At 66.5% G+C, this 22,721-nt stretch carries 29 protein-coding genes; 23 read left to right on the top strand and 6 right to left on the bottom strand.

Going from position 1 to position 22,721, the window contains the following annotated elements; all coding sequences use genetic code 11:
- Positions 1 to 4: 4 nt before the first annotated feature.
- The gene (locus VGC13_RS25020) at positions 5 to 586 is read right to left on the bottom strand and encodes a hypothetical protein (protein ID WP_331128045.1); all 582 of its coding nucleotides are present in this window, start codon (positions 584 to 586) and stop codon (positions 5 to 7) included.
- A gap of 436 nt (positions 587 to 1,022) precedes the next feature.
- On the opposite strand from VGC13_RS25020, the gene thyX reads away from it, so the two are divergent.
- From thyX to VGC13_RS24980, 8 genes are all read left to right on the top strand, one after another.
- Positions 1,023 to 1,805, top strand: a complete 783-nt coding sequence (thyX, locus tag VGC13_RS25015) for an FAD-dependent thymidylate synthase (protein WP_331128044.1) — start codon at positions 1,023 to 1,025, stop codon at positions 1,803 to 1,805.
- Between the two features lie 56 nt (positions 1,806 to 1,861).
- Positions 1,862 to 2,836 (top strand): DUF4365 domain-containing protein, encoded by a 975-nt coding sequence (locus VGC13_RS25010; protein ID WP_331128043.1) that lies wholly within the window; start codon positions 1,862 to 1,864, stop codon positions 2,834 to 2,836.
- Between the two features lie 79 nt (positions 2,837 to 2,915).
- A complete protein-coding gene (locus VGC13_RS25005; RefSeq protein WP_331128042.1) occupies positions 2,916 to 3,395 on the top strand; it encodes a nuclear transport factor 2 family protein in 480 nt (159 codons plus the stop codon).
- A gap of 322 nt (positions 3,396 to 3,717) precedes the next feature.
- A complete protein-coding gene (locus tag VGC13_RS25000) occupies positions 3,718 to 4,056 on the top strand; it encodes a hypothetical protein (protein ID WP_331128041.1) in 339 nt (112 codons plus the stop codon).
- A gap of 320 nt (positions 4,057 to 4,376) precedes the next feature.
- The gene (locus VGC13_RS24995; RefSeq protein WP_331128040.1) at positions 4,377 to 4,604 is read left to right on the top strand and encodes a hypothetical protein; all 228 of its coding nucleotides are present in this window, start codon (positions 4,377 to 4,379) and stop codon (positions 4,602 to 4,604) included.
- 143 nt (positions 4,605 to 4,747) lie between these two features.
- Entirely contained in the window at positions 4,748 to 5,290 is a 543-nt protein-coding gene (locus VGC13_RS24990) for a GNAT family N-acetyltransferase (protein WP_331128039.1), read from the top strand.
- A 285-nt stretch (positions 5,291 to 5,575) separates the two neighbouring features.
- The gene (locus VGC13_RS24985) at positions 5,576 to 5,899 is read left to right on the top strand and encodes a pinensin family lanthipeptide (RefSeq protein WP_331128038.1); all 324 of its coding nucleotides are present in this window, start codon (positions 5,576 to 5,578) and stop codon (positions 5,897 to 5,899) included.
- 336 nt (positions 5,900 to 6,235) lie between these two features.
- On the top strand, positions 6,236 to 6,454 hold the full coding sequence (locus VGC13_RS24980; protein WP_331128037.1) for a hypothetical protein: 219 nt from the start codon (positions 6,236 to 6,238) through the stop codon (positions 6,452 to 6,454).
- A gap of 191 nt (positions 6,455 to 6,645) precedes the next feature.
- Here VGC13_RS24980 and VGC13_RS24975 read toward each other — a convergent pair whose 3' ends face one another.
- The gene (locus VGC13_RS24975; protein ID WP_331128036.1) at positions 6,646 to 7,299 is read right to left on the bottom strand and encodes a helix-turn-helix domain-containing protein; all 654 of its coding nucleotides are present in this window, start codon (positions 7,297 to 7,299) and stop codon (positions 6,646 to 6,648) included.
- Positions 7,300 to 7,427: 128 nt separating this feature from the next.
- Here VGC13_RS24975 and VGC13_RS24970 point away from each other — a divergent pair, with 128 nt between their 5' ends.
- Together VGC13_RS24970 and VGC13_RS24965 are read left to right on the top strand one after the other, a co-directional pair.
- Positions 7,428 to 8,177 (top strand): SDR family NAD(P)-dependent oxidoreductase, encoded by a 750-nt coding sequence (locus VGC13_RS24970; RefSeq protein WP_331128035.1) that lies wholly within the window; start codon positions 7,428 to 7,430, stop codon positions 8,175 to 8,177.
- Between the two features lie 392 nt (positions 8,178 to 8,569).
- The gene (locus VGC13_RS24965; RefSeq protein ID WP_331128034.1) at positions 8,570 to 9,001 is read left to right on the top strand and encodes a hypothetical protein; all 432 of its coding nucleotides are present in this window, start codon (positions 8,570 to 8,572) and stop codon (positions 8,999 to 9,001) included.
- Positions 9,002 to 9,194: 193 nt separating this feature from the next.
- Here the strand turns inward: VGC13_RS24965 and VGC13_RS24960 are convergent, their stop codons facing one another.
- Complete coding sequence (locus VGC13_RS24960; protein ID WP_331128033.1) at positions 9,195 to 9,401, bottom strand: hypothetical protein; 207 nt, start codon at positions 9,399 to 9,401, stop codon at positions 9,195 to 9,197.
- A gap of 658 nt (positions 9,402 to 10,059) precedes the next feature.
- Between VGC13_RS24960 and VGC13_RS24955 the strand changes: the two genes are divergently transcribed.
- From VGC13_RS24955 to VGC13_RS24945, 3 genes are all read left to right on the top strand, one after another.
- Entirely contained in the window at positions 10,060 to 10,770 is a 711-nt protein-coding gene (locus VGC13_RS24955) for a DUF4142 domain-containing protein (RefSeq protein ID WP_331128032.1), read from the top strand.
- A 420-nt stretch (positions 10,771 to 11,190) separates the two neighbouring features.
- On the top strand, positions 11,191 to 11,748 hold the full coding sequence (locus tag VGC13_RS24950) for a hypothetical protein (protein WP_331128031.1): 558 nt from the start codon (positions 11,191 to 11,193) through the stop codon (positions 11,746 to 11,748).
- On the top strand, positions 11,738 to 12,067 hold the full coding sequence (locus tag VGC13_RS24945) for a hypothetical protein (protein ID WP_331128030.1): 330 nt from the start codon (positions 11,738 to 11,740) through the stop codon (positions 12,065 to 12,067). The genes VGC13_RS24950 and VGC13_RS24945 overlap by 11 nt, the downstream gene beginning before the upstream one ends.
- Positions 12,068 to 12,139: 72 nt before the next feature.
- Here the strand turns inward: VGC13_RS24945 and VGC13_RS24940 are convergent, their stop codons facing one another.
- Entirely contained in the window at positions 12,140 to 12,307 is a 168-nt protein-coding gene (locus VGC13_RS24940) for a hypothetical protein (protein WP_331128029.1), read from the bottom strand.
- A gap of 311 nt (positions 12,308 to 12,618) precedes the next feature.
- Here VGC13_RS24940 and VGC13_RS24935 point away from each other — a divergent pair, with 311 nt between their 5' ends.
- Positions 12,619 to 12,774 carry a hypothetical protein gene (locus tag VGC13_RS24935; RefSeq protein WP_331128028.1) on the top strand — a complete coding sequence of 52 codons (156 nt, stop codon included), beginning with the start codon at positions 12,619 to 12,621 and terminating at the stop codon, positions 12,772 to 12,774.
- Between the two features lie 382 nt (positions 12,775 to 13,156).
- Positions 13,157 to 13,915 (top strand): hypothetical protein, encoded by a 759-nt coding sequence (locus tag VGC13_RS24930; RefSeq protein WP_331128027.1) that lies wholly within the window; start codon positions 13,157 to 13,159, stop codon positions 13,913 to 13,915.
- Between the two features lie 256 nt (positions 13,916 to 14,171).
- Here VGC13_RS24930 and VGC13_RS24925 read toward each other — a convergent pair whose 3' ends face one another.
- Positions 14,172 to 14,339 carry a hypothetical protein gene (locus VGC13_RS24925; RefSeq protein ID WP_331128026.1) on the bottom strand — a complete coding sequence of 56 codons (168 nt, stop codon included), beginning with the start codon at positions 14,337 to 14,339 and terminating at the stop codon, positions 14,172 to 14,174.
- A gap of 198 nt (positions 14,340 to 14,537) precedes the next feature.
- On the opposite strand from VGC13_RS24925, the gene VGC13_RS24920 reads away from it, so the two are divergent.
- From VGC13_RS24920 to VGC13_RS24890, 7 genes are all read left to right on the top strand, one after another.
- On the top strand, positions 14,538 to 14,816 hold the full coding sequence (locus VGC13_RS24920) for a hypothetical protein (protein WP_331128025.1): 279 nt from the start codon (positions 14,538 to 14,540) through the stop codon (positions 14,814 to 14,816).
- Between the two features lie 41 nt (positions 14,817 to 14,857).
- Entirely contained in the window at positions 14,858 to 15,937 is a 1,080-nt protein-coding gene (locus VGC13_RS24915) for a toll/interleukin-1 receptor domain-containing protein (RefSeq protein ID WP_331128024.1), read from the top strand.
- 202 nt (positions 15,938 to 16,139) lie between these two features.
- A complete protein-coding gene (locus tag VGC13_RS24910; protein WP_331128023.1) occupies positions 16,140 to 17,084 on the top strand; it encodes a Phenylacetic acid catabolic protein in 945 nt (314 codons plus the stop codon).
- The gene (locus VGC13_RS24905) at positions 17,084 to 17,488 is read left to right on the top strand and encodes a metal-sulfur cluster assembly factor (RefSeq protein ID WP_331128022.1); all 405 of its coding nucleotides are present in this window, start codon (positions 17,084 to 17,086) and stop codon (positions 17,486 to 17,488) included. The genes VGC13_RS24910 and VGC13_RS24905 overlap by 1 nt, the downstream gene beginning before the upstream one ends.
- Before the next feature lie 104 nt (positions 17,489 to 17,592).
- Positions 17,593 to 17,886, top strand: coding sequence for a hypothetical protein (locus VGC13_RS24900; RefSeq protein WP_331128021.1), 294 nt, complete (start codon positions 17,593 to 17,595; stop codon positions 17,884 to 17,886).
- Positions 17,883 to 18,743, top strand: coding sequence for a 1,2-phenylacetyl-CoA epoxidase subunit PaaC (locus VGC13_RS24895; protein WP_331128020.1), 861 nt, complete (start codon positions 17,883 to 17,885; stop codon positions 18,741 to 18,743). Before VGC13_RS24900 ends, VGC13_RS24895 begins: the two co-directional genes overlap by 4 nt.
- Complete coding sequence (locus VGC13_RS24890) at positions 18,743 to 18,940, top strand: hypothetical protein (protein ID WP_331128019.1); 198 nt, start codon at positions 18,743 to 18,745, stop codon at positions 18,938 to 18,940. Before VGC13_RS24895 ends, VGC13_RS24890 begins: the two co-directional genes overlap by 1 nt.
- Before the next feature lie 128 nt (positions 18,941 to 19,068).
- On the opposite strand, the gene VGC13_RS24885 is transcribed toward VGC13_RS24890, so the two are convergent.
- Entirely contained in the window at positions 19,069 to 20,688 is a 1,620-nt protein-coding gene (locus tag VGC13_RS24885; protein WP_331128018.1) for a bifunctional 3-(3-hydroxy-phenyl)propionate/3-hydroxycinnamic acid hydroxylase, read from the bottom strand.
- Between the two features lie 645 nt (positions 20,689 to 21,333).
- Between VGC13_RS24885 and VGC13_RS24880 the strand changes: the two genes are divergently transcribed.
- Entirely contained in the window at positions 21,334 to 22,464 is a 1,131-nt protein-coding gene (locus VGC13_RS24880) for a GRAS family protein (RefSeq protein ID WP_331128017.1), read from the top strand.
- The last annotated feature ends 257 nt before the right edge of the window (positions 22,465 to 22,721 follow it).

Raw genomic sequence — 22,721 nt, 5'->3', positions numbered from 1 at the left:
CCGCTCAGTGGGGTGTGGGGCGCGAGATGGACCGGGTGCCCGTCATCACCCACAGGACGGCCGGGTCCGGCGTTCCCTCTTCGCCGCGAAGGGGAAAATGTATCTTCCAGCGCACCGGGTCGATACCGGGAAGCGTGCCGAGCGTGGACCAGCGGGTGATCTGCCACAGCATTCCCACCTGCCAGCCGCGCCGCATCTCGCGCACGGCGGTGCCCACGGCCAGCGTGTCGCCCGCCGGCGACCGCAGGATGGCAGTCACGCGCAGCGAGTCGCCGCGCCCCGCCGCCGTCTCGAAGTACGGCGACCAGCGGCCGCGGGTGGGGCCGTCCCACTCGGTGCTGTGCGTGGTGCGCACCCGCCGCCCGTCGTCGAACACCACCGTCAGCACCGAGGCGCTGTCGCCGCCCGGAATCCACGGGTCGAACTGGAACCGCACCCCCGCCCGCGAGCCGCGCGGCACGCACCCGTTGCAGTCCTCCGCCGCAGGCGCGCGGCTGGGCATCCGCCACGCCGGCGCGCACGCCGCCAGCAGCAGCGCGACGAGGGGAAGACGCCGGATGTACGTAGAAGCGCGAACCATCACCATGCGATCAGAACCCGGTGGCGTGCCGTCCCCCGCGGGAGCGGATGCTCGTTGCGATTCTAATCCGGCAACGTGCCGTCCGCCCGCGGGAGCGAATGAATTCGCCGCGGGAAATTCGCAAAGTCCGCCTGCGCGGACTCGGCGGCCCGGCTCCATGCGGCGCCGGAAGCACCTGCGCGTCCGCAACCCGGCGGTCACCGAATCAGATCCGCAATGGCATGATTCGCCCCTGGACGTCACAAAATCCGCCACGCGGACCCGGCGGCCTGGCTGCGCCGGCATCCGACGCACCTGCGCGTCCGCGACGGGGGAGTGTTTTTGCCGATGCCGGGCCGCTCACCGCGACAGCACGCTCCGGTCTGCGGGACGGCTTGCTTCGGCCCCATCGGCAGGCCTAGCTTACCGCGCCCGACGTCCACCCCTCAGAAGGCGCCCCCTGATGCAGATCATCCGCGAGCCGCGCGTTACCGTACTGGCACGCCAGCAGTTCGTCTATCCCGAGCACATCAACTGGCACAGCGACAGCGACGTGGCCGGCGAGGTGGTCGCCGAGTTCGCCGGCCGCCTGTGCTACCTGAGCTTTGGCGAAGACGCGGGGCTGGAGGGCGGCCACAAGAGCATCCCGGGGCGTACGTCGAACGAAGCGTACCTGGGCAACATCCTGCGCACCAAGCACGGCAGCGTACTGGAGCACGCCGTGTGGAGCTTTCTCTTCGAAGGCGTCAGCCGCTCGCTCACGCACGAGCTCATCCGGCACCGCGCCGGCATGGGATACTCGCAGCTGAGCCAGCGCTACGTGGACGAGTCGCACATTGCCTTCGTGCTTCCTCCGGAAATCGAGGAGGGTACGCCCGAGTACGAGATCTGGCTGGGGGCATGCGAGCTGTCCCTTGACGCCTACCAGCGCCTGCTGGACGAGTTGACCGACAAGGTGGGCAACGACGGCCCGGCGACGATGCGGAAGAAGCGCGCCCGGCAGGCGGCCCGTTCCGTTCTGCCCAACTCGGCGGAGACCAAGATCGTGGCCACCGGCAACGCACGGGCGCTGCGGCACTTTTGCGAAATGCGCGGCAGCGGGTCCGCCGACCTGGAGATCCGCCGCCTTGCCGGTGTGGTGCTGCGCATTCTGCAGCAGGAGGCGCCGAACATCTTCGGGGACATGTACTTCGTTCCAAGCTCCGATGGTGTTGACATCATCGAGACGCAGCACGCCAAGGTCTGATCCGGCCTGATCCCCGGCCGCCGAGCGGCAATCCGCCTGCCCCACCCGCCGATCCGATGGCTCTTCCATCCGTGCCGCCGAACTTTCAGCAGGAGCGGGCGGGGATTCTGGCAGTCGCGGCGGAGATCAACCGTCTGGGTCTGATCTGGCGGGAAACGCCGATGGCGGACGTGGGGATCGATGGCCAGATCGAGATGGTGAGTGCGGACGGCGCGGCCACGGGCCAGCTGATTGCGGTGCAGGTCAAGAGCGGAGCGTCGTATCTGGACGATGCCGGAGACGCATGGAGATTCCATCCACAGCAAAGGCATCGCTTCTACTGGGAACGCTTTCCTATCCCCGTGCTGCTTTTCCTCCATTCCCCGGTGGACGGGGAGATCTACTGGGCGGACGTGCGGCAGGCGCTCCGCAATCCACACACTTCCCGGCCGGTCACCATCTCCAAGCGCAACCGGCTGCGGAACGCTACACCCAACGAGCTGTTCGAATCCGCGGGTGCTTCGAGTCAGCCCTATCTTCCCGTCGACGACGTCCTCTCCGCGATGGTGTCGAGGACGGCGCCCGCGGGCACGTTCACGCTGTCGTACCTGGAGATGTTCGCGCTTGGCCTGACCAACGGCTCGCGTGCGATCTACTACGGCATGGATCTGGTGATGGAGATCGCCGAAGCCCTGCGGGAAGGAGACGTGCTGACGCTTCGGGTGCAGGAGCACGAATATCTTTTCGGATTCGTGCAGTTCCTCGTGGAGCAGCGGCTGGCGGACGTCAACATCTCCGACTGCCTTACGGATTGGTATGATCGGCTCATGCAGCCGCGGTTCCTGGCTCCTCTCACGTCACGCGGCCGTGCGCTCGTCCAGCGCATCGGCGAACGCGAGGAGCAGATGATCGCCGAAGGCCTTCTGGAGCGGCAAGTTGGGATTCGGGTGGCCCGGCCGGCGCAGATGCATGTTCACCTCGAGGACGTTGACCGCGAGCGGATCTTTCGAGCAGAGGAATTCCGCCGTCACCTGATCATGCGGCTTCCATAAACGGCCATAAAGGCGTCACCCCGCGCCTGCTGTCGACTTCTGGACAAGTTACCTCCGCCTGCTTCCCCACCGGAGACACATGCATCCCAACGCCGCGCTCATCCACCGGTTCTACGACTCCTTCGCGGCGCTGGACGCGGCGGGGATGCAGGCGTGCTACCACCCGGACGTCGTCTTCAGCGACCCTGCGTTCGGCGAGCTGCGCGGGGCGCAGGCGGGCGCCATGTGGGCCATGCTCACCGGCCGCGCCAAGGACCTGCAGGTCAGCGCCACCGACGTGCAGGCGGACGACGCGCGGGGCCGCGCGCACTGGGACGCCCGCTACACCTTCGGCCAGACGGGGCGCAGGGTGCTCAACCGCATCGACGCGGAGTTCGAGTTTCGCGACGGGCTCATCATCCGGCACACCGACACGTTCGACTTCTGGGCCTGGGCCCGCCAGGCGCTGGGCCCCACGGGGCTGCTGCTGGGGTGGACGCCCGTCATCCAGAACAAGGTGCGCTCCACCGCGCGCGCCGGGCTGGAGAAGTACATGCGGGAGAACGGCGCCACGCCCTGAGCCTTCCATCCCCCTCCACCGGTCACGGGCCGCGAGGGCAACAACCAGGTCGCGACATCCCTCATCGTCCCCCCCCGATGGGTTTGCGTCTTCCCGTGCCTTCCGGGTGCGACGCGTTCGTGGACGCGGACGCGGGTGCCCCCGGGGTGTATGACGCCGCGAAGTCCCGCGGGCAGCCGGTGCGGATGATCGATCCGCCACCGTCGCGGCGAGACCCTCGACCAACGCGACATTTGCCTTTTGCGACACATTAGGGTAGTTATCGTCCCGCGTCGCCTGCGACCGCAGGCGAGCACACCCACACCGGTACGGGAGCGGGATCATGCGCAAGCTGAAGTTGGAGTCGCTGCAGGTAGAGTCGTTCGAGACCACGGGTCCGGCGCGTGCGGCGCGCGGCACCGTCGCGGGCCACCAGGTCGTCGGCACCGGCACCGGCGGCGACACCGGAGGCACCGCCGTGTCGTACTGCATGGTGTGCGAGCCCTGGAGCGCCGACTACCGCTGCGACCCCCAGACGTACGACATGCGCAATTGCGGAGAGACGAACCCCCAGTTCGACTGCACCTACGGCTGCACCTACGCCTGCTCGGATCCCCGGAACAGCTGCGGCGACGTGTGCTGGATCGACCCCGACCAGACGGTCAACTGCCAGGTCGGGTAGCCCCGGCCAGACGTTCACCACCCCCGGACGTGCAGCTGCCCCGTCGGTGACGAGTCCGCCGCCCCTGTCCGGTGGAGTGATCGCCCGCGGGTGAGCTCGAAAAGGGGGATGCCGCCCGCGGCATCCCCTCTTCGTTCGGATCCCTGCCGTTCACGTCGTCAGCCGCCCCAACCCTTCTGCCCGCTCCCGCGCTCCCTCGGCGCACCCGTGGCCTTTCACATCGCGCCAGAGGTTGCGCAATCATCGACAATACAACAACTTCAAATGTTCCCGCGGATCGGACCCGGGACACCTCTCCCCCCCTCCTCAACCGGAAACACATGCGCAAGCTGAAGCTGGAGTCGCTGGACGTCGAGTCCTTCGAAACCATTACCCCGACGCCGCGGAGCCGCGGTACCGTTCACGGCAACGTGGAGTTCTCCCCGTCCATCGAGACGTACGACATCCAGGAATGTGGCGACACGCGCTACTTCGACTGCACGTACGGCTGCTCGGTGGATACCGGCTGCGCCCACGTGTGCGGCGCGAGCGACGAGGTTTGCGGCTGAGCCAGCCGTGGCCGTCCGCAACGGACCCGCAACAGGCAGAGGGGGATGTCGCGGCAGCGGTATCCCCCTCCTGCTGCCCGCCAGTGTAGATTTCGCGGGGCCGCCCGCGTGGCGCATCCTTTACGACCTGCATCCACAGACGGATGAGCGACCTGCAACCACCCCGCTGGACGGTGCGCGCGGCCCGGCCGGCCGATGCCGATGCGCTCGTTCACCTGTTCCGCGACTACCTTCGCGAGACGTACGACGCGGAGTGGTACGGCTCGGCCGACGCGCTGCGGGCCGACGCGTTCGGACAGGCGTGCCGGATGTGCGTCGCGGAATCGGCGGGCGGGCTGGTGAGCTTCATCGGGTGGACGGCGTTCTACGACCTGCACCACTGCGTGCGCGGCGCCGAAGTACTGGACCTGTACGTGCGCCCCGCGGCACGCGCTCGCGGCATTGCGCCCGCGCTGCTGTTCGCGGCGGCGCAGGCGGTGCGCGACGCCGGTGGCCGCTTTCTCAAGGGCTCCGTCGCGGGCGACGGCGCCGCCCGGCGCCTGTACGCCCGCGTCGCGCTGTGCGACGCGGGCACGTCGTGCATCGTGGGCGGGCGCGCGTTCAGGCGCCTGGCCGACCTTGCCGGGCAGCCGCTCCGCGCCGCCGCCCGCTCGCTCCCCGAGCCGGCCTGGAGCTACGAGGCCTGAAATACGAGATCTGAAAAGCAGCCGCAGGCGCTCTCGCCCGCGGCTGTTTTCGTTGTCCGCGCTGCCTCACGCCGCCAGCCGCCGCAACCCGCCTCCGCTGGATTCCCCTGCTCGCTTTACGTTCCCCGGCAATCGATTGAATGCTCGTTCCCATGGCGTTTCGTGCTCCCGCCGCCAGCCACAAAACACGCCAAGTCTTGCGGATTGCGTCCGGAATCGATAATCCATTCTCCGGCATCGTTCCGCGGATGCGGGTGAGCCCTCACGCACAGCAGGAGTTGGATCATGCGCAAGCTGAAGCTGGAAGCACTGCAGGTGGAGTCGTTCGAGACGACGTCGGGGGCGCCCCGTATGCGCGGTACCATTCAGGGCAACGCAGACGCAACGGGTACGGGCACCGGCACGGGCGTGTCGGTGTGCGCGGTGTGCGAGCCGTGGTCCAATGACCGTCACTGCGGGCCCGATACCTACAACGTGCACGACTGCGGTGAAACCATGTACTTCGACTGTACCTTCGGCTGCACGCGCAACACGTGCGACCCCCACGTCAACAGCTGCGGCCAGTACTGCTGGATCGAGGACACCGCGCAATGCGTCGTGGAGAAGTAAGGTCCGCCCGGAGCTAGGATGCAGCGAGGGGATGCCCGTCCGCGGCATCCCCTCGCTGCATCCTGGCCCCTCTCACCCCGCCGCACCCCTCTTCCGCGCCGCGCTCGTAGACGTCAGGCACAAGCTGGCCCCGCGGATGGAGCGCGAGCCAGGTGTGATCCTTCCTGATTCCATCTTCCCGCCGGCGTCCGGACTTTCGCATCGTGTCGAAGCGGCACCGCCCGCACCACGAATCGGCGCATTCGTGCAGTTGCACAATTCACGACACGATAACAACTTGAATCAATCGCCTGTCCGCAGAGGGCGTGCCCCCCAATTCTCTTTCAGAGTAAGCAGATGCGCAAGCTGAAGCTGGAGTCGGTAAAGGTCGAGTCGTTCGAGACCACGCCCGCGGCCGCCAACGAGCGCGGCACCGTCGACGCCCACGGCAAGCCCGGCCCCATCGAGACGTACAACGTGGACCGCTGCGGCGACACGCGGTACTTCGACTGCACGCTCGGATGCACGGTAGAAACCAACTGCTACTGCGTCGCCACCGACATCGACTGCGTCTGAGCCCGCACGTTCCACCGATTCACCCTCCGTCGGCAGCCGCGCTCCCCTTGCGCGGCTGCCGATCACATTTCTGCGTGCGCCGCCCGCCCCGCATCACCTCCACCGCGCCGCGCCTGTAGACGGTCAGGCACACTCGCTCGCCCCGCGGATCGATCCCCATCCAGCCTCGTAATCCCGCGCACCGCCGGACGTCATCCGCCGGCATCGCTCTGCTCGGGCGGCGAATCCGCCGCCGGGAAGCGGGCGCCGTAGCGCAGGCCGTCGATGAGCAGGTCCACCATGCGCTCGGCCCCGGCGTCGCTCCCCGACAGGCAGAGGTTGCCCACCGCGCGCAGCAGGTCGTCGGGATCGACGTCGGAGCGGACGGCACCGGCCGCCGCCGCGGAATCCAGCAGCGATTCCAGGGCGGGCCCCAGGTGCTGCCGGAAATACGCGGGCAGCGGCTCGAACGCGGGATCTCCCGAGTGCAGGGCCGCGGCGAGCCCGCGCTTGGTCGCAATGAAGCGGCTGTATCGCCGCAGCCAGGCCGACAGCGCCTCGCAGGGCGGGTGCTCGGCGGCCAGGGCGGGCGCGGCCCCGGCGCAGGCATCGACCTCGCGGCGAAACACCGCCGCCACCAGGTCGGCCCGCTGCGGAAAGTGCCGGTAGACGGTGCCCACGCCCACGCCGGCCCGCGCGGCGATCTCGCGCACCGGCGCATCCACCCCCGAGGTGGCGAACACCTCCTTGGCCGCCTCCAGCAGCGTGTCGATGTTGCGCTTCGCATCCGCCCGTACGGCACGCGTGGCCCCGCCCGGCGCGTCCGGCACCGCGAAATCTCCCGGCGTTTTCTCGTCGTCGATCATGTTCCCTCATCCCTCCCTTGACTAAACGGAACGGTGTTCCACATATTAACGGAGCGTTGTTCCGCTTCTGGATGATAACGCATTCAGGCGGTACGGACCACCTGCCGAACACGTTCTGGGAGATCATCATGCAAAGCAAGCCCGTCGCCCTGGTTACCGGGGCCAACCAGGGAATCGGTCTGCAGATCGCGAAGGAGCTCGCCGCCCACGGCTACACCGTGCTCGTCGGGTCGCGCAATCCGCAAAACGGGGAAACCGCCGCCCAAGGAATCGGGGCGGATGCGCACGCCATCCAGCTCGACGTTACAGACCCGGCCTCCATCACGGCCGCGGCGGAGCGCGTGCGGACGGAGTTCGGCCGCCTGGACCTGCTGGTGAACAACGCCGCCATCTCGCACGCCGGAGCGCCGGGCAAGACGCTCGAGCAGGTGATCGAGGAGGGCCGTGCAAGCGTCGCGTCGCTCGACGAGGTGCGCGCCGTGTGGGAGACGAACGTGTTCGGGGTCATCGCCGTCACGCAGGCCCTGCTGCCGCTGCTGCGCGAGGCGCCGGCGGCGCGCATCGTCAACGTGTCGAGCAACGTCGGCTCGCTCACCCTGAACGCCGATCCGAACTTTCCGTACCGCAGCGTGTTCGGCCTTGGGTACGCCGCGTCCAAGACCGCGCTGAACGCGGTCACGCTTGCCTTTGCGAACGACCTGGAGGGGACGAACATCAAGGTCAACGCCGTGAGCCCGGGCTTTACCGCGACGGCGCTCAACAACTTCCAGGGCGTGGAGTCGATCGAGGAAGGATCCCGCGCCCCCGTGGCCGTCGCCCTGGACACGGACGGCCCCACGGGCACGTTCACGGGTCCGGACGGCCCGCTGCCCTGGTGATGTAGCCTCCATCGCATGGCTCGCGGTTGGATGATCGGATGCGTGAAAACAGCCGCGGCTCTGTGCCCGCGGCTGTTTTTCATCGTGACGCCCGGACGTCAGGCGACGGCTTACGATCTACTTCGAGCGGGAGCTGCGCGGCGACCTCGACCGCGGTGACCTGGAGGTCTACGGCGTGAGGGAGGGACGCTTCGAAATCGCGGATGACGGGCCCCGGAGAGTCCGGCGGGGCCGTTCCGATCCGCCACGCGTCCCCCTCGTTCCGGCAGACGCCCGTTTGGTTCCCAATGCGTGGTACGATCTGGTGTCCTCATCCAACTTGGTGGCACGGGCACGCGGACCACGCCGGCCGCGGATGCGCCGTGACGATCCACCTTTGCTTCTGAGGCACCATGAAAAAGATCCTGCTCAGCCTGGCCCTCGCCGCCCTCGCCACCGCGTGCGCCGACGCCCCGACCGCGCCCGCGCGCGCCGCGGCTCCCGAGGCGGCCTCGGCCTCCACGTCCAGCACCTTCGGGATCACGGCCGAGTTGCAGGGAGCCCCCGTGAACCCGGGCGAGAACTGGTACTTCGGGGTGGAGATGGACAACTACTCCTCGGGGAACATCTTCGATTACTACTTCACCTGGACGCGTGGCTTCACCGTGGTGCAGGAGGGGTACGGGCTCCACGCGTTGACGATCCCGGATCAGCAGGTCGTGGCGGACATCGAGCTGACGGTGGAGGTGACCGGGCCGGACGGCTACGCCTCGAGCCTGATCTCGCTCGGGGTGGGCCCGTGGACGACCGCCGGGACGCGCACGATCACCTGCTACACCTGCTGACGGGCAGCGTCCGCGCACGCCGCGGCGGCGGGGCTTCGGCTCCGCCGCCGCGTTTGCCTCCCCCACGAACCCCGTCCCGCGGCTGCGCGGGTTCCCCGCCTTACCCCGCCAGCCGCCGCACCACCTCCACCGCCCCGCGCTTGTAGACGGTCAGGCACACCAGCTGGCCCTGCGGATCGATCACCTGCTCATCTTAAAGTGTGCAGATGCAGAAGCCGTCTTCCTGATCGCAGAAGCCGGAGCTCGCCCCTTGCGCCCTGCACAACTTGTTGCAGCGCATATCGGCGTCGGGGTAGTTGTAGCACGCGTCCACGGCCGCGGCCGCAGTCGGCGCGGCCACTGCCTGGACAGCGCCAAAGCTCAGGCAAGGCACAACGACCAAGGCGGTGATGTAGCGCATCCGTGGGAATGTGGGGCGCATACGTCCTCCTGCTTGCGGGGTTTGCCGGAGACAGCGGAATTGACAATCAGTCGCGCGCTGCCTGCGAGACGCGCGAATTAACTGTAGGCTGCGCAGAACGGCGCGCAAGTGAGTTTTGCGGAAGATCGATCGAACCCAGCAACCGCAGGCTCCCTCGCCCGCGGCTGCTGCGTTGATTCGTGAGTCAAGCCGCCAGCCGCCGCACCACCTCCACCGCGTCGCGCTTGTAGACGGTCAGGCACACCAGCTGGCCCCGCGGATCGATCACCGCCCAGTTGCGATCCTTCTTGCGGATGGTGTAGCCGGGCTGCGGTTGCGGGGCGGGCGCCTGCGCGGTTCTGCCTGGTGGGCATCGTGGCCTGAAACCATGTAGCCTTCAAAACAGCCGAGGGCCGCTCATCCAGCGCTGGACGTAGTAATGCCAAAAACAGGATCGTTGCAGTTCTGCCACGCCAGTTGTAGACTTCTGCACGCATCGGCGGATACCGTGCGGGTCACTTTGACCGGACCGACGGTTTCCACGTTCACCATCCAGGGCTTCCCCACCTTCCACTCTCCAAACATCCAGCGGGCGCGATGAATCGCGCCTCCCTACGCCGTGTGCGAGACAATCTCCCGAATTCGATAATTTTGACGGATGGCGATCAAGCGCACCGAACCGCGGCGCGCTTCCGCAGGGCGAGCATTCGCCCGAATACAATGCGACTTGGAGGAAAAGATGAAGTTCCCCCTACGCGGCCACCGCTGGGTTCTCACGGCTCCCCTGCTGGTCCTGATAACCGCCTGCTCGGGCGCCGACGACCAAGACCAAGTCGGCGGAGACGCCACCGCGGACACGACACCGGCCACCACGCAAGCGCCGCCGCCTCCCCCGCCCGCCTCCGCGAGCGCGCTCACCGACGGCAACATCGTCGCCATCCTGGCGGCCTCGGGAAACGCGGAGATCGTGCCCAGCCAGGCCGTCCTGGACCGCGTGGAGAACGCGCAGGTGAAGCAGTTCGCCCAGCACATGATCACGCAGCACACCGCGCTGAACGATACGGTCAGCACGGTCGCCCGGCAGAACAACATCACGCCGGCCCCCAACGCAGTGAGCGCGCAGCTCGATTCCACGAGCAGCGCAACGGTGCAGCAGTTCCAGGGCCTCTCCGGTGCCCAGCTGGACCGCGCGTTCATGCAGTACATGGTGGCGTCACATGAGGGTGCGCTCCAAGCCGTGACCACAGATCTCATCCCGTCGGCACAGAACCCGCAGCTCCGCGCGACCATTCAGCAGAAGGTGCTCCCCGTCGTCGAGGCGCACCTGGCAGAGGCGCGGCAGATCCTGGGCTCCCTCGGCCCGTCCTGAGCAATTTCCTTTGAAGAGCTAGCGCGTCCAGAAAGTGCAGGGCGGATTGGAAGCCGCCCCGCTAACGCCCTGAACAGATCGCCAGGAGCAGGTGCCGGAGCCGGCATAGCTGCAGGCGATTAGGAGGTTGGATACGGCAGCCGCGGCTCAGTCACCCGCGGCTGCCGTTCTGCTTTCGAGTCACGCCGCCAGCCGCCGCACCACCTCCACCGCGCCGCGCTTGTAGACGGTCAGGCACACCGGTTCGCCCCGTGGATCGATCCCAACCGGTGCGGCATGTTCGCGGCGGATGCCTGGAACTCGGCTCCTGATCCATCGGGCGGCGGTCTCAGACCGGCATCTGCAGCATGTACTTGCCCGGTGCGCTCCCTTTTCGTATCAATTCGGCGCAATCTCCATCCACTTTTGGGATGTTCGCCGATGATCTACCTGCTGCCGAAGCTGCGCTCCATCTGCTTTCCCCGCCACCCTGGCCTCACACCCGCCGTCGCGGCCGCCTACGCGGAAGCGGCCGAGGTTTGCCTGGCCCGGCATCATCGGCCGCCTCTCACGCGCTTTTCTGTCCGGCGGCAGCATACCCGCCGTGCCGGGTACGTCGCTTGGCGACAGCCCTCGCTTGCCGCGCAGCGCGCGTTCAACAATCATGATGATGCCACGCGAGACGCCGCGTACATCCTTGCGCTGGCGGCGGTCGAGGCGGAACTCGGGCTCGTGGCGGTGGCCCGTGCCGAAACGCGTACCGGCGCCGACTACTACGTGGGACCGCCCGGATCGACGGATCTGGAATCCGCGTATCGTTTGGAGGTTTCCGGTGTAGATGCGCAGAGCGCCGCCGCTGTCTATCGCCGGCTTGGAGCGAAAGTCGACCAGGCACGGGCGGGACAATCCAACCGGCCCGCCCTGGCGAGCGTGGTGGCGTTTTTGCACCAACTGATCCTGATCGCGGTCGTCCTTGGGGAGACGTACGATGACGGATGAACATCGACAGGCCGAAGCGTACGCGGCGGAGGCGAGCCTGCTGTCCCGGCGCGGAGATGTCCGAGAGGCAGCGGAACTGTACCGCCGGGCGGCCTCAGCCGAACGGCAGGCCCTCGCGTTCGTGCGGCGCGACCAGGTGCGAACGTGGAGCGTGCTCGCGGTGAGCCTCGCGTCACTGCTGTACAAAGGCCAGGCGTTCTCCGAGGCGGAGCAGACCATCACGAGCCTCCTGGAATCGGAGGCGCTCCTCCCCTGGGCGCGCGAGGAACTCTCGGAACTGCTTGAAGCGGTGAGCGACAGGCCGATGGCGCATCGGTAAGGCCCGGTTCGGCACATGATCGCACGAAGAACGGCAGCCGCGGGAATCCCTTCCCGCGGCTACCGTCTTTTGTTACGCCGCCAGCCGCCGCACCACCTCAACCGCGCCGCGCTTGTGGACGGTCAGGCACACCAGCTGGCCCTGCGGATCGATCACCGCCCAGTTGCGATCCTTCTTGCGGATGGTGTAGCCGTGCTGCGGCTGCGGGACGGGCGCCTGGCGGTTCTGCTTCCTGGGCATCGTGGCCTCCGGTGGGCTTGACCCCTGGCGCCCGGCAGGGCTACACTTGCGGTAGCGGGCGGCCTTCGGGTCTGTTCGCTGGTGAGGCTGGCCAGTCTTCTTCGCGGGAGTAACGGTCAGCCTTTTCTTTGTCCCTGCTGGTCACTAATATAGCAGACCACAGGCCGTTTGTCTATAGTCACGCAGACCACAGACCAGCATGGATGCGGCAAGCGAACGCGCACGGTTCCGCGATGCGGTTGACCGGCTTCGGCAGTCCTGCGGCTATTCGATGGAGGAGGTCGCGGCCGAGTTCGGCCGTCACGCTGAACATGGCGCAGCGCTGGCGCTCCGAGACTGGCTGCCACAAGCCGCGCGCGGGGTGGGAGGCGGTGCTGGCGGGGATGGCTGAGCGCGGCGCCGGGGCGAACCGTGAGCGGGCGGGAACGGCGGAGCAGCTGGCTAGAGAACTTCGGGAGCACGTCTGAACAGGCCTCGAGCAGCTTACACAATACCAACCCCTAGGAGGGGATAGTGAATTGCGTCCTCTTGAGCGGGGGCGGGTGAAGCTGCGTGTCTCGAGCTAATCTGCTTAGCCCCAATCTCGTGCGCTGAGAACTCCGGCCAACGGCGGCATGCTCCGTCGCCGGGGGCAGTCGCCCTACAGACTGCGGCGAAGCAGAAGGGTTGCCCACGCGATCATCTGGACGCATAGATTTACGTACACGTTCAGCCGAGTGGCTGCCATTTACATATCAACCTCACTGCCGGAACACCACACGCAGGAATCCGGCGGCGGCGTGTCATCGTAGCCGGATTCGCTTCGAGGAACGTCATAGAGCGTCCTTCAGACCAGATTACTCTACGAGCATGACTGATCCGATTTCCGGCGCACTGACGCAGCTTGGCGCGAGCGCGGTGGGGTACGTAGCAGAAGAAGGGCGGGGATTCCTCGCCCGCATCGCTGGAGGCGCTGCTGACGAGTTCGGTAAGATGTTTGCGGAACGCGTGCGGTTGATGCGTTACGGTCAGTCGCTGAAACTTGCTGCGCGGGCGGCCGAGATGGTTCGGCAATCAGGCGGAAACCCCAAAGAGGTTCCGGTGGGCACTCTGCTGCCATTGCTTGAAAAGGCAAGTCTTGAGGACGATCCCAAGCTCTTTGAGATGTGGGCGGCGCTGCTGGCGAACACCGCGTTGGGAACCGTGGAGCGTCCGAAGCTCGCGTACATTCTGGAGCAGTTAACTCCGCTAGACGCGCATGTCCTCTCTCTCCTGCCAAAACAGACGCTTCCACCCCACAGCTTTCGACCCGTCCAGTCTCAACAGACGAGGCCGATGCATCCTCATGTTTCTCCCGGCCTGTCTGGATTCGCTGGCCCTACGCCGGGGGAGTTGGCGGAACAGATCAATGAAAAATTGGGCTTGTCTCTCTCTTCTGAGGTAGTCCGCGCGTCCTGCGACGCCTTAGTTGCGCTTGGCCTCACTCAGCGAAACGTATCCCGAACGATCATCACCGTGAGGGAAGACGTATTTCCTGTGCTCGATGGACACACGGTAACTGACCTGGGCTTACAACTGAGAATCGCATGTATGCCCCCCAACGGCATGCCGGTGCAAGAAATCGCCTGAACAAGCTGGGTGTGCTACTTGACGCCATTCGACATTCCCACCTGCCCCAGCGCCCGTCCCGCCTTGACAACCCCCGGTGCCTGCGGAGTAGGCTCGCGCTCCCTGCGCGATCTGTCGATCGTTCGATAGGGTGGCGGCACGGAACCGGCGGGGAGGATGGCGCCGCCCCGCTGTGAGCGCATCGACGAGAGATACAGAGCCCTTTGTCCGGCAGCCGCGGGCGTCTCGTCCCGCGGCTGCCTTTTTCGTCGATGGCTCAGTTCGTCAGCCGCCGCACCAGTTCGACCGCGCCGCGCTTGTAGACGGTCAGGCACACCAGCTGGCCCTGCGGATCGATGACCGCCCAGTTGCGATCCTTCTTGCGGATGGTGTAGCCGTGCTGCGGCTGCGGGGCGGGCGCCTTGCGGTTCTGCTCGGTGGGCATCGTGGCCTCCGGTGGGCTTGACCCCTGGCGCCCGGCAGGGCTACACTTGCGGTAGCGGGCGCCTTCGGGTCTGTTCGCGGGTGAGGCTGGCCGGTCTTCTTCGCGGGAGTAACGGTCAGCCTTTTCTTTGTCCCTGCTGGTCACTAATGTAGCAGACCAGAGGCCGTTTGTCTATAGTCATGCAGACCACACACCAGCATGGATGCGGCGAGCGAACGCGCACGATTCCGCGATGCGGTTGACCGGCTCCGGCAGTCCTGCGGCTACTCGATGGACGAGGTCGCGCAGGAGTTCGGCGTGACGCTGAACATGGCGCAGCGCTGGCGCTCGGAAACTGGTCGCCACAAGCCACGCCCAGGATGGGAGGCGGCATTGGCGCAGATGGCTATGCGTGGCGCGACGGCCAATCGCGAGCGAGCGGAAGCAGCGGAGCGACTCGCTCACGAGCTTCGGAGCGAATCTGTACGAGCGGGCTAACGAAAGAAAAACAGGCAACCAGATAGGAGCACCGAGAACGTATGGCACGCAAACAACCCACGCTAGAAGTATCGAGTCAAGCAGGCGAAGAGGTCCTTTCCGAGTCAAAAAAGCCTTTGGTATTTATCAGTCACGACACGCGGGATGCTGACATCGCTGAGGCTTTCAGCAATCTTCTCACCGACGCAAGCGGAGGTATTCTTCTGTCATTCAGGTCGTCCGATCGCAAAGGTGTCGCAGGGATTGAGTTTGGGGCTGAGTGGTATCGTACAATCATGGAAAGAATTGACAGTGCCACGGATGTGGTCGCGCTGTTGACTACATTCAGCATAAACCGCCCTTGGATTCTCTATGAAGCAGGCGTAGCCAAGGGGAAGCTGAATAGAATTGTATTTGGGCTTGCGATTGGAATTCCACTCACGGACACAAATGTCGGTCCATTTGCGCAATTCCAAAACTCGGGGGATGATGAAGACTCATTAACGAAGCTTGTGCTCCAACTCATCCGTCGCAACCCAGATGCTGCGCCCCGCGAGGAAGCTGTTCGCCGCCAAGTGATCGCGTTCCGAGAAATAGTCTCCGAGTTGCTAGCGGCTCGGCAGGAGGTCACTATTACCGGTCACGCCGAGTTGAAGGATACGGAAGACGTTACGAAGCTATTCGAGGAAGTTAAAGTCATGTTTCGGGAACTTCCAGAGCGTCTGGATCGCAGTCTCAGAGCTACTGTAAGGCGAGTGCCCCCCAACCTTCAGGATGACTCGGGACTTGTATCTTTCAACGATATTCTATCTCTGTCCAAAACATTACCGCCCACAGAACGGACTACGCTCTGGCTTATCGCAGCCGCACATTTCCGCGACAGTGCTCCTGGGATTTACGAGGTCATCGTCGAGGTATACCGAGCTGTGCTGCGGAGAGATTCTCGTATAATTGGGAACGTGGCTGACAGCCTCCGTCGTCTACAGGCCGATGGACGCGTGGACTTCGATCTATTCCTTTTTCTCGACACGATCCCTGATCAACTCTCGTACAAATTACTCAGTCTGATCATAGAGCCGATTGAGCAGCTTGCTTTTGAAATGAACCGAAACTCCAAAGGCTCGGATCTGCAAGACTCTTAGGAGGGGCGGTAACAAAGGAACCGCGTTTGCCTTGACACCCCCTCCGCCCGCGGGTTAGGTTCACGCTCACCGAACGTTCGTTCGAACGATCGTTCGATAGAGGGTGGGGCGGCACGGAACCGGCATTTGCGCCGGCAGCCGATGCCGCCGCGAGAGCATCGAGGGAGATCAAGCCCTTCGCACCAGGTACGGAGACGCACGAATGGCCCGCTTTACCGACGAAGAGCTCAAGGAAAAGGTACAGAACGGCTTCATCGTCGAGTACCCGGACGACATGACGGAGGGGTACCGCAAGGCCCTGATCGTACAGCTGCTGGTGCAGGCCGACACGGAGCTGGTCAGCGCGCCGGCGTACTTCGGCGCGGCCAAGGACGCGCCGAGCACCAACACCATGGTGAGCGCCACGGCCATCATCCAGGACGAGCTTGCGCACGCCAACATCGCGTACCGCCTGCTGGAAGACCTGGGGCTGGACAAGGAGCAGCTGGTCTACGGACGCCAGCCGCACGAGTTCAAGCACCCGTACGGCTTCGACCATCCGCTGGAGAACTGGGCGGAGCTGGTGGTGGCCAACGGCCTGTACGACCGCGCGGGGATCACGCTGCTGGGCGACGTCTTCAAGAACACGTCGTACGGGCCACTGAAGCGCGCGCTGGTCAAGGTGGACCAGGAAGAGACCTTTCACCTGCGCCACGGCGAGATGTGGATGAAGCGCCTGAGCAACGCCGGCGGCGAGGCCAAGGCGCAGATCCAGCGCGCGGTGGACTGGATGTTCCCCATGGCGGTGGAGTGGTTCGGCCTGCCGGACGACATGAAGCGCCACAGCGGCCAGCTGGAGTACCGCCTCAAGGGGATGACCAACGACGAGCTGCGGCAGACGTGGATGAAGTCTACCGTGCCGCTGTGCGAGAGCATCGGCATCGACGTGCCGGCGCACTGGGACGAGGAGCAGCAGAAGTTCGTGCTGGAGTACTCGTTCCCCTGCGAGTACGACGAAGACGAGAAGCGCTGGCTGTTTGGCGAGGGCCAGATCAGCTGGGAGCAGGTGTTCGAGCGGTGGAAGCGCCGCGGCCCCAGCAACAAGGCGTTCGTCGAGGCCATCCAGGACGGCCGCGGCTTCCGCAAGCAGCTCGAGGCGGCCGCCTGATGTCGTGCAGCACGACGGAATCGCGCTTCGGCGGATTGGAGGAGGGCGGCACGGCGGTGCTGGACGCGCCGTCCGCCTATCCGTGTCCGCCCGAGGAGCGCACCGGTCCGCTGTGGGACGCGCTGCGTGAGGTGATGGATCCCGAGATCCCCATCTCCCTCGTGGACCTTGGCCTCATCTACGACATCCGCCAGGACGGCGGACAGGTGGAAGTGGACCTGACCTTCACGGCGACCGCGTGCCCGTGCATGGCCTTCATCCACTACGACATCGCGGACCGCCTGCAGCGCGAGCCCGGCGTCGAAGAGGTGAAGGTGATCGAGACGTGGACGCCGGCGTGGACCAAGTCGCGGATCACGCCCGAAGGCAGAGAGGCGCTCCGGAAGTTCGGCGTGTCGATGTAGAGAAGAAGTGCGTTAGTGCGTGAGTGCGTCAGTGCGGGAGTGAACTGCACGGGCACGGCGTACTTCCGCACTCACGCACTAACGCACTCACGCACTGAGTTCCCGTGATCGAGCCCGTATTCGAAGTCTTTGCCCGCAAGTCGCGGGGCGAGCCGCTGCGCCACATCGGCTTCGTGAACGCCGTGGATGGCGACCTCGCGAAGGTGTACGCGTGGAAGATGTACGACGAGCAGAACTGGGGAGAGATGTGCGTGATTCCGCGCACCGCCATCATCCCCGTGAATCCCGAAGAAAGCCAGTTCGTGACCATGATGGGCCGCGACGGCGAGCAGGCGCTCGTCCACAGCAAGGGCACCGGCTCGTACGGCGGCGCCGAGGTGGCGGGGGGCACGCGATGAGCCTGGAAGGCCTGAACAGCCTGTCGGCGCGCGTGGAGAGCGCCGCCGAACTGGACGACGACGCCCGCGCCGCGCTGCGCTCGCTGATCCTTACGCTGGCGGACAGCAAGCGCGTGCTGGGGCTGCGCTACAGCGACCGCATGCTGGGCGCGCCCACGCTGGAGGCGGGGATCGCCGCATCGTCGATGGCGCAGGACGAGTGGGGCCACGCGCGCCTGACCTACGCCCTGCTGGGCGACTTTGGCGACGACCCCAAGGCGCTGGAGCACGAGCGCCCGGCCGCCGAGTACCGCAGCCACCCGGCGCTGGACGCGGAGCTCGGCTCGTGGGCGGACTTCATCGCGTGCATTCTGCTGGTGGATACGTCCCTCGTCGTGCAGTACGGCGCGCTGGTGGAAAGCCGCTACACGCCCGCGCACAACCGCGTGCAGAAGATGCTGGACGAGGAGCGCTTTCACTTTCAGTACGCCGCCGGCTGGGTGCGCCGCATGGCCGCCGTGCCGGAGGTGCGCGAGGAGCTGGCCGCGTCGCTGGCGCGCTACCTTCCGCAGGCGCTGCAGTGGCTGGGGGATGATTCGGGCGACACGGCGGGGCGGCTGGTGGGCGAGGGACTGGTGAGCGCCGGGCCGTCCACGCTGCGCGCCCGCTTCCTCTCGCGCGTCGTCCCCGTGCTGGCGGATGCGGGGCTGGCCGACGGGCTGGGGCTGGAGCGGCGCGACGGTGGCGAGTGGACCATCGCGCAGCCGCTTTCGTTCGATGGATGGGACGAGTCGACGCGCCGGTCGGGCGGCAGCCTGGACGAGGTGACGGCCGCCCGCGCCCGCGGCGACAAGAACCGCGCCCTTCTGCTGGACTGATGGCGGACCGCCCCGCGGCCCATCCGGCGGACGAGGAGCTGGTCCCCAAGTCCGCGCCCTGTCCGTTCTGCGATGGAATGGACACGGACCTGGTGAACCCGTTCGGCGGGCAGCTTTCGGTGGCCCAGTACTGGTGCCGCCGCTGCCGCACCGCCTTCGAGTACATCAAGTGGGGCGACCACGACGACGAGGCGTGATCCCCGAACGGCAAAGGGCGTAAGGGTACAGAGGAACAGAAAAAAGCCAGAGGAACAGAGGAAGCCGCTCCCGGTTTTCCTCTGTTCCTCTGGCTTTTTTCTGTTCCTCTGTACTCCAGCCTGCTGAATCAGGCCGCCGCGGCAGAGCGCCTGGGAGTCGCCCCGTGCGGGGCGGCGCCCAGGAAGGTCCGCTCGGCGGCGCGGGCGATCGCGGGGAGTTCGACGAGCGCGCCGGCGGCAAAGACGAAGCGGTCGGGGCGCACCAGCACGCACTGCACCCCGCGCGCGGCGAGCCACGCGCCGATCCTGCCCGTCTCGTCCACCATCGCACCGTCGCGCGGCGCGGAGCCGGCGGGGAGCAGGATGACGACGCGCGCGCCGAGACGGTCCCACGCATCGCGATCCACGGCTTCGGCGCCGGACACGACCAGCGCGAAGCCGTCGCCCAGCACCGCGTCGGAGAGGACGGTGCCGGACGTCGTGGCGACCGGGTACTGCGGGAACATCGTCCCCTGCACGTCCTTCTTTCCCCTGCGGCCGCCGTGGATGAAGGCGCCCGCCGGGTACACGGCGCCGGGCTTGAACTCCATGTTGCGGATGGCGCGGCGGATGCGCGGCACCTTCTGGATCGCCACGAAGAACCGGTCCCGCAGCACCGCCGTCCACCGCCTCCGCGCCAGGAACACCTTCGACATCCCCACGCTCGCGTCCGCCATCGCCTTTACGTGCGGGCGGCGCTCCGTCTCGTAGCTGTCCAGCAGTGAATCCGCCGCGGCGCCGCGCAGCACCAGCGCCAGCTTCCACGTCAAATTCGCCGCGTCGCGCAGGCCGCTGACCAATCCCTGGCCCATCATCGGCGGCATCTGGTGCGCGGCGTCGCCCAGCAGAAAGATGCGGCCGTCCCGCCACCGCTCCGCCACCATGTTGTGGAAGGCGTACACAACGGAGCGGGTGATGCGGAAGCGTGCCGGGTCCACGTAGCGCGAGATGAGGCGCGCGACGTTCTCCGGATCCTCCAGCTGCGCGTCCGTCTCGCCGGGGTTCACCATCATCTCCACCCGGAAATCGTTCTCCGCGCCCTCGGCCACGAAGGTGGGGCGATGGGGATCGCAGACGAAGGTCGCGTCGCGGATGCGCATGGCGCGCTCGTCCTCTGGCTGTCCGGAAACGGCCAGCCAGCGATCGGGATAGCTGTCGCCCGTCAATCCAATCCCCGCCAGCCGCCGCACGGTGCTGCGCGCGCCGTCGCACCCCAGCACGTACCTGGCGCGCACCCGCCACCGCTCGCCGCCCTCCACCTCCCGCACCTGCAGCGTCGCGCCGCCCGCGTCCTGCGCGATCGCCGTGACCTCTCGCCCCAGGTGCATTTCCACGTGCTCGAAGCGCTCCAATCCGCGGCGCAGCTCCGCCTCCAGGGTGGGCTGATAGAAGAAGTTGAGCGGCGGAAAGCCGTTGCCGAAGTCCAGCCCGGCAATGTCGATCTCCGCGAACTGCCGGCCGTCCACGCCGGTGTAGTGCACCATGCTGGCGCGGGCCATGTGCGCGCGCACCTCGTCCGCCAGCCCGGCGGCCTGGTACACGCGCAGCGCCTCGTCGTCGCAGCTGAAGGCGCGCGGCTGGGCGTGCCCCACGCGCTCGCGCTCCAGGACCATCACCCGCAGCCCCTGCAGCCCCAGCAGGTTGGCCGCCACGGCGCCCACGGGCCCGCAGCCCACGATGGCGACGTCCGTATCGATCTCGATTTCCATCGGTCCGTTCAGTCGATCAGGTGAAAACTTTTTGACGCGGCGACATTCCCCGCCGCGGTTCCAGGTAAACGCATACGCGGCTCTTTTTTGAACAAGGGGGCTCCGCGGCGCCCCGAACGGTGGGGCGATCCGCCTTTCCGGAGTGCACCGGATTCTTCGTTTCAGGCACGGACGTCCCGCATGCGTCAGAAAACGGTATCCTGTGCGTTCCACTGAAGACGGGCGAAAGGGCAGCGCCTGAAGGGCGCGGGCGGCAGGGGTCAATCTCTGCCGCCACCTCCAACGGCGAAAACAGCGGCAGCGTGGACAAACGCAGCACCGGCGAAGGAGTTGGCCAGGATCCGCGAATTCCATCGGTGGCACCGGTGTGCACCACCACGCGTTCTGCTACGTTTTACCCCGCCCTGTCTGGAGGAATTCGCGCGAAGACCTTTACAGACGTAAACGGAGTGGTTATGTTGGTGGCGACGCGACGTCACCAACAGTGCGGTTCCCTCTTTCTCTTCCGCTCCATCGCGCCCCGGCCGCAGCGTCGCGGGTGCTCTCGTGAGCGGACTGCGGCACTCTCCACCCCGCTGTCCTAAGCGGACACAATCAATCGGCTACGCTGGCCAACCCCACCCCTTTTCCGCGGAGACTCCCTGCATGGATGCAAAAAAGTATGCGACGCTGGCTTCGGTGGTAGACGAGACGCTGGCCGGGCGCACCGGGGATGCGCGCAGGCTTCTTTCGGAGCTGGTGAAGACGCTGGACGCCACCGGAACCGATGACCTTCAGTACTACATCTTCGCCTCGGCGCTTTCCAAGCGGCTCGAGTCGGACCAGGCGGCCGAGATCAACCTGTACCTGCGCCAGTTCGAGCGGACGCAGATCTCTCTGTTCAACCTGCTCGCCCAGCACCTGCCCACCGTGCAGATGGCCGGTCCCATGGCCAACGAGGTGCTGGCCGGGTACATCGGCGGGCACGACGAAGTGACGCTGCTGGACGTGGGCATCGGCTCCGGGCGGCAGGAGGTGGGGCTTCTGTACCTGCTGGCCACGCAGCGCCGCCTGCCCCGCAAGCTCAACGTGATCGCCATCGAGCCCGACGCGGGCAGCCTGCTCGAGGCGGGCGAGTCGCTGGCCGAGGCGGCGCAGACGCTGGGCGTGGAGCTGGAGTTCCACGCCGTGCACAAGGTGGTCGAAGAATTGGACGAGACGGACTGGCGCCTTTTCGGCTCGTTTGGCGCGCCGCTGGTGGTGCTGGGCGCGTTCGCGGTGCACCACGTGCGCTCCACCGGGGGGACCAGCGCGCGCGACACGCTGTTCCGCCGGCTGCGCGCGCTGCAGCCGGACGCGGTGGTGCTGTGCGAGCCCAGCAGCAACCACGACTCGCCCAGCCTGCGCGAGCGGTTCGAGGCGTCGTGGCACCACTTCGGCCTCACCTTCCGCATCATCGACGGGCTGCAGATTGGCGGCGGCGAAAAGAGCGCCATGAAGATGTTCTTTGCCCGCGAGATCGAGGACATCCTGGCCAACGCCGAGGAAAGCCGCTGCGAGCGGCACGAGCCCGTGGACGCCTGGGTGCGGCGGCTGCGCGAGGCGGGGTTCACCCCCTGCACGGACTTCGGGATGGTGGCCGGGCCCACGGCGGGGCCGGTGCGGGTGGCGGTGTGCGACGGTTACCTGGGGCTGGACTACGGCGACGAGACGCTGGTCGCCATCGTCTGCGCCACGTCGGGGGTGCCGGCGCGCGCCGGACGCATCTCGCCGCTGCTCCTGGAGCAGGTGGCCTGATCCGCTCGCGGCACGCAAAACAGGAGTGGCCGGAGCCCGCAAACACGGGTTCCGGCCACTCCGTTTACGTCTGTGCCTGCCGTCCACGCGGCGCAACGCATCCCCCGGGCCCGTTTTCGTAAACCGATGAAGCTGGAGCATATAGAAGCAAACACCGCCTTGACAGAGGGACGCGGCGAACGTTATCTATCCGCTCACTCTGCGACACCGTATTGTAGCAGGCGACGGTTGCAGCTGCACGACCCCATCAGCCTCCC

The organism is Longimicrobium sp. (assembly GCF_036399255.1).
GTDB lineage: Bacteria > Gemmatimonadota > Gemmatimonadetes > Longimicrobiales > Longimicrobiaceae > Longimicrobium.
This window is presented reverse-complemented; position numbering and strand designations above follow the sequence as displayed.

Coding starts and splice junctions, on each gene's coding strand:
- VGC13_RS25020 (WP_331128045.1), bottom strand. CDS start 586: ATGGTGATGGTTCGCGCTTCTACGTACATCCGGCGTCTTCCCCTCGTC.
- thyX (WP_331128044.1), top strand. CDS start 1,023: ATGCAGATCATCCGCGAGCCGCGCGTTACCGTACTGGCACGCCAGCAG.
- VGC13_RS25010 (WP_331128043.1), top strand. CDS start 1,862: ATGGCTCTTCCATCCGTGCCGCCGAACTTTCAGCAGGAGCGGGCGGGG.
- VGC13_RS25005 (WP_331128042.1), top strand. CDS start 2,916: ATGCATCCCAACGCCGCGCTCATCCACCGGTTCTACGACTCCTTCGCG.
- VGC13_RS25000 (WP_331128041.1), top strand. CDS start 3,718: ATGCGCAAGCTGAAGTTGGAGTCGCTGCAGGTAGAGTCGTTCGAGACC.
- VGC13_RS24995 (WP_331128040.1), top strand. CDS start 4,377: ATGCGCAAGCTGAAGCTGGAGTCGCTGGACGTCGAGTCCTTCGAAACC.
- VGC13_RS24990 (WP_331128039.1), top strand. CDS start 4,748: ATGAGCGACCTGCAACCACCCCGCTGGACGGTGCGCGCGGCCCGGCCG.
- VGC13_RS24985 (WP_331128038.1), top strand. CDS start 5,576: ATGCGCAAGCTGAAGCTGGAAGCACTGCAGGTGGAGTCGTTCGAGACG.
- VGC13_RS24980 (WP_331128037.1), top strand. CDS start 6,236: ATGCGCAAGCTGAAGCTGGAGTCGGTAAAGGTCGAGTCGTTCGAGACC.
- VGC13_RS24975 (WP_331128036.1), bottom strand. CDS start 7,299: ATGATCGACGACGAGAAAACGCCGGGAGATTTCGCGGTGCCGGACGCG.
- VGC13_RS24970 (WP_331128035.1), top strand. CDS start 7,428: ATGCAAAGCAAGCCCGTCGCCCTGGTTACCGGGGCCAACCAGGGAATC.
- VGC13_RS24965 (WP_331128034.1), top strand. CDS start 8,570: ATGAAAAAGATCCTGCTCAGCCTGGCCCTCGCCGCCCTCGCCACCGCG.
- VGC13_RS24960 (WP_331128033.1), bottom strand. CDS start 9,401: ATGCGCTACATCACCGCCTTGGTCGTTGTGCCTTGCCTGAGCTTTGGC.
- VGC13_RS24955 (WP_331128032.1), top strand. CDS start 10,060: ATGGCGATCAAGCGCACCGAACCGCGGCGCGCTTCCGCAGGGCGAGCA.
- VGC13_RS24950 (WP_331128031.1), top strand. CDS start 11,191: ATGATCTACCTGCTGCCGAAGCTGCGCTCCATCTGCTTTCCCCGCCAC.
- VGC13_RS24945 (WP_331128030.1), top strand. CDS start 11,738: ATGACGGATGAACATCGACAGGCCGAAGCGTACGCGGCGGAGGCGAGC.
- VGC13_RS24940 (WP_331128029.1), bottom strand. CDS start 12,307: ATGCCCAGGAAGCAGAACCGCCAGGCGCCCGTCCCGCAGCCGCAGCAC.
- VGC13_RS24935 (WP_331128028.1), top strand. CDS start 12,619: ATGGCGCAGCGCTGGCGCTCCGAGACTGGCTGCCACAAGCCGCGCGCG.
- VGC13_RS24930 (WP_331128027.1), top strand. CDS start 13,157: ATGACTGATCCGATTTCCGGCGCACTGACGCAGCTTGGCGCGAGCGCG.
- VGC13_RS24925 (WP_331128026.1), bottom strand. CDS start 14,339: ATGCCCACCGAGCAGAACCGCAAGGCGCCCGCCCCGCAGCCGCAGCAC.
- VGC13_RS24920 (WP_331128025.1), top strand. CDS start 14,538: ATGGATGCGGCGAGCGAACGCGCACGATTCCGCGATGCGGTTGACCGG.
- VGC13_RS24915 (WP_331128024.1), top strand. CDS start 14,858: ATGGCACGCAAACAACCCACGCTAGAAGTATCGAGTCAAGCAGGCGAA.
- VGC13_RS24910 (WP_331128023.1), top strand. CDS start 16,140: ATGGCCCGCTTTACCGACGAAGAGCTCAAGGAAAAGGTACAGAACGGC.
- VGC13_RS24905 (WP_331128022.1), top strand. CDS start 17,084: ATGTCGTGCAGCACGACGGAATCGCGCTTCGGCGGATTGGAGGAGGGC.
- VGC13_RS24895 (WP_331128020.1), top strand. CDS start 17,883: ATGAGCCTGGAAGGCCTGAACAGCCTGTCGGCGCGCGTGGAGAGCGCC.
- VGC13_RS24890 (WP_331128019.1), top strand. CDS start 18,743: ATGGCGGACCGCCCCGCGGCCCATCCGGCGGACGAGGAGCTGGTCCCC.
- VGC13_RS24885 (WP_331128018.1), bottom strand. CDS start 20,688: ATGGAAATCGAGATCGATACGGACGTCGCCATCGTGGGCTGCGGGCCC.
- VGC13_RS24880 (WP_331128017.1), top strand. CDS start 21,334: ATGGATGCAAAAAAGTATGCGACGCTGGCTTCGGTGGTAGACGAGACG.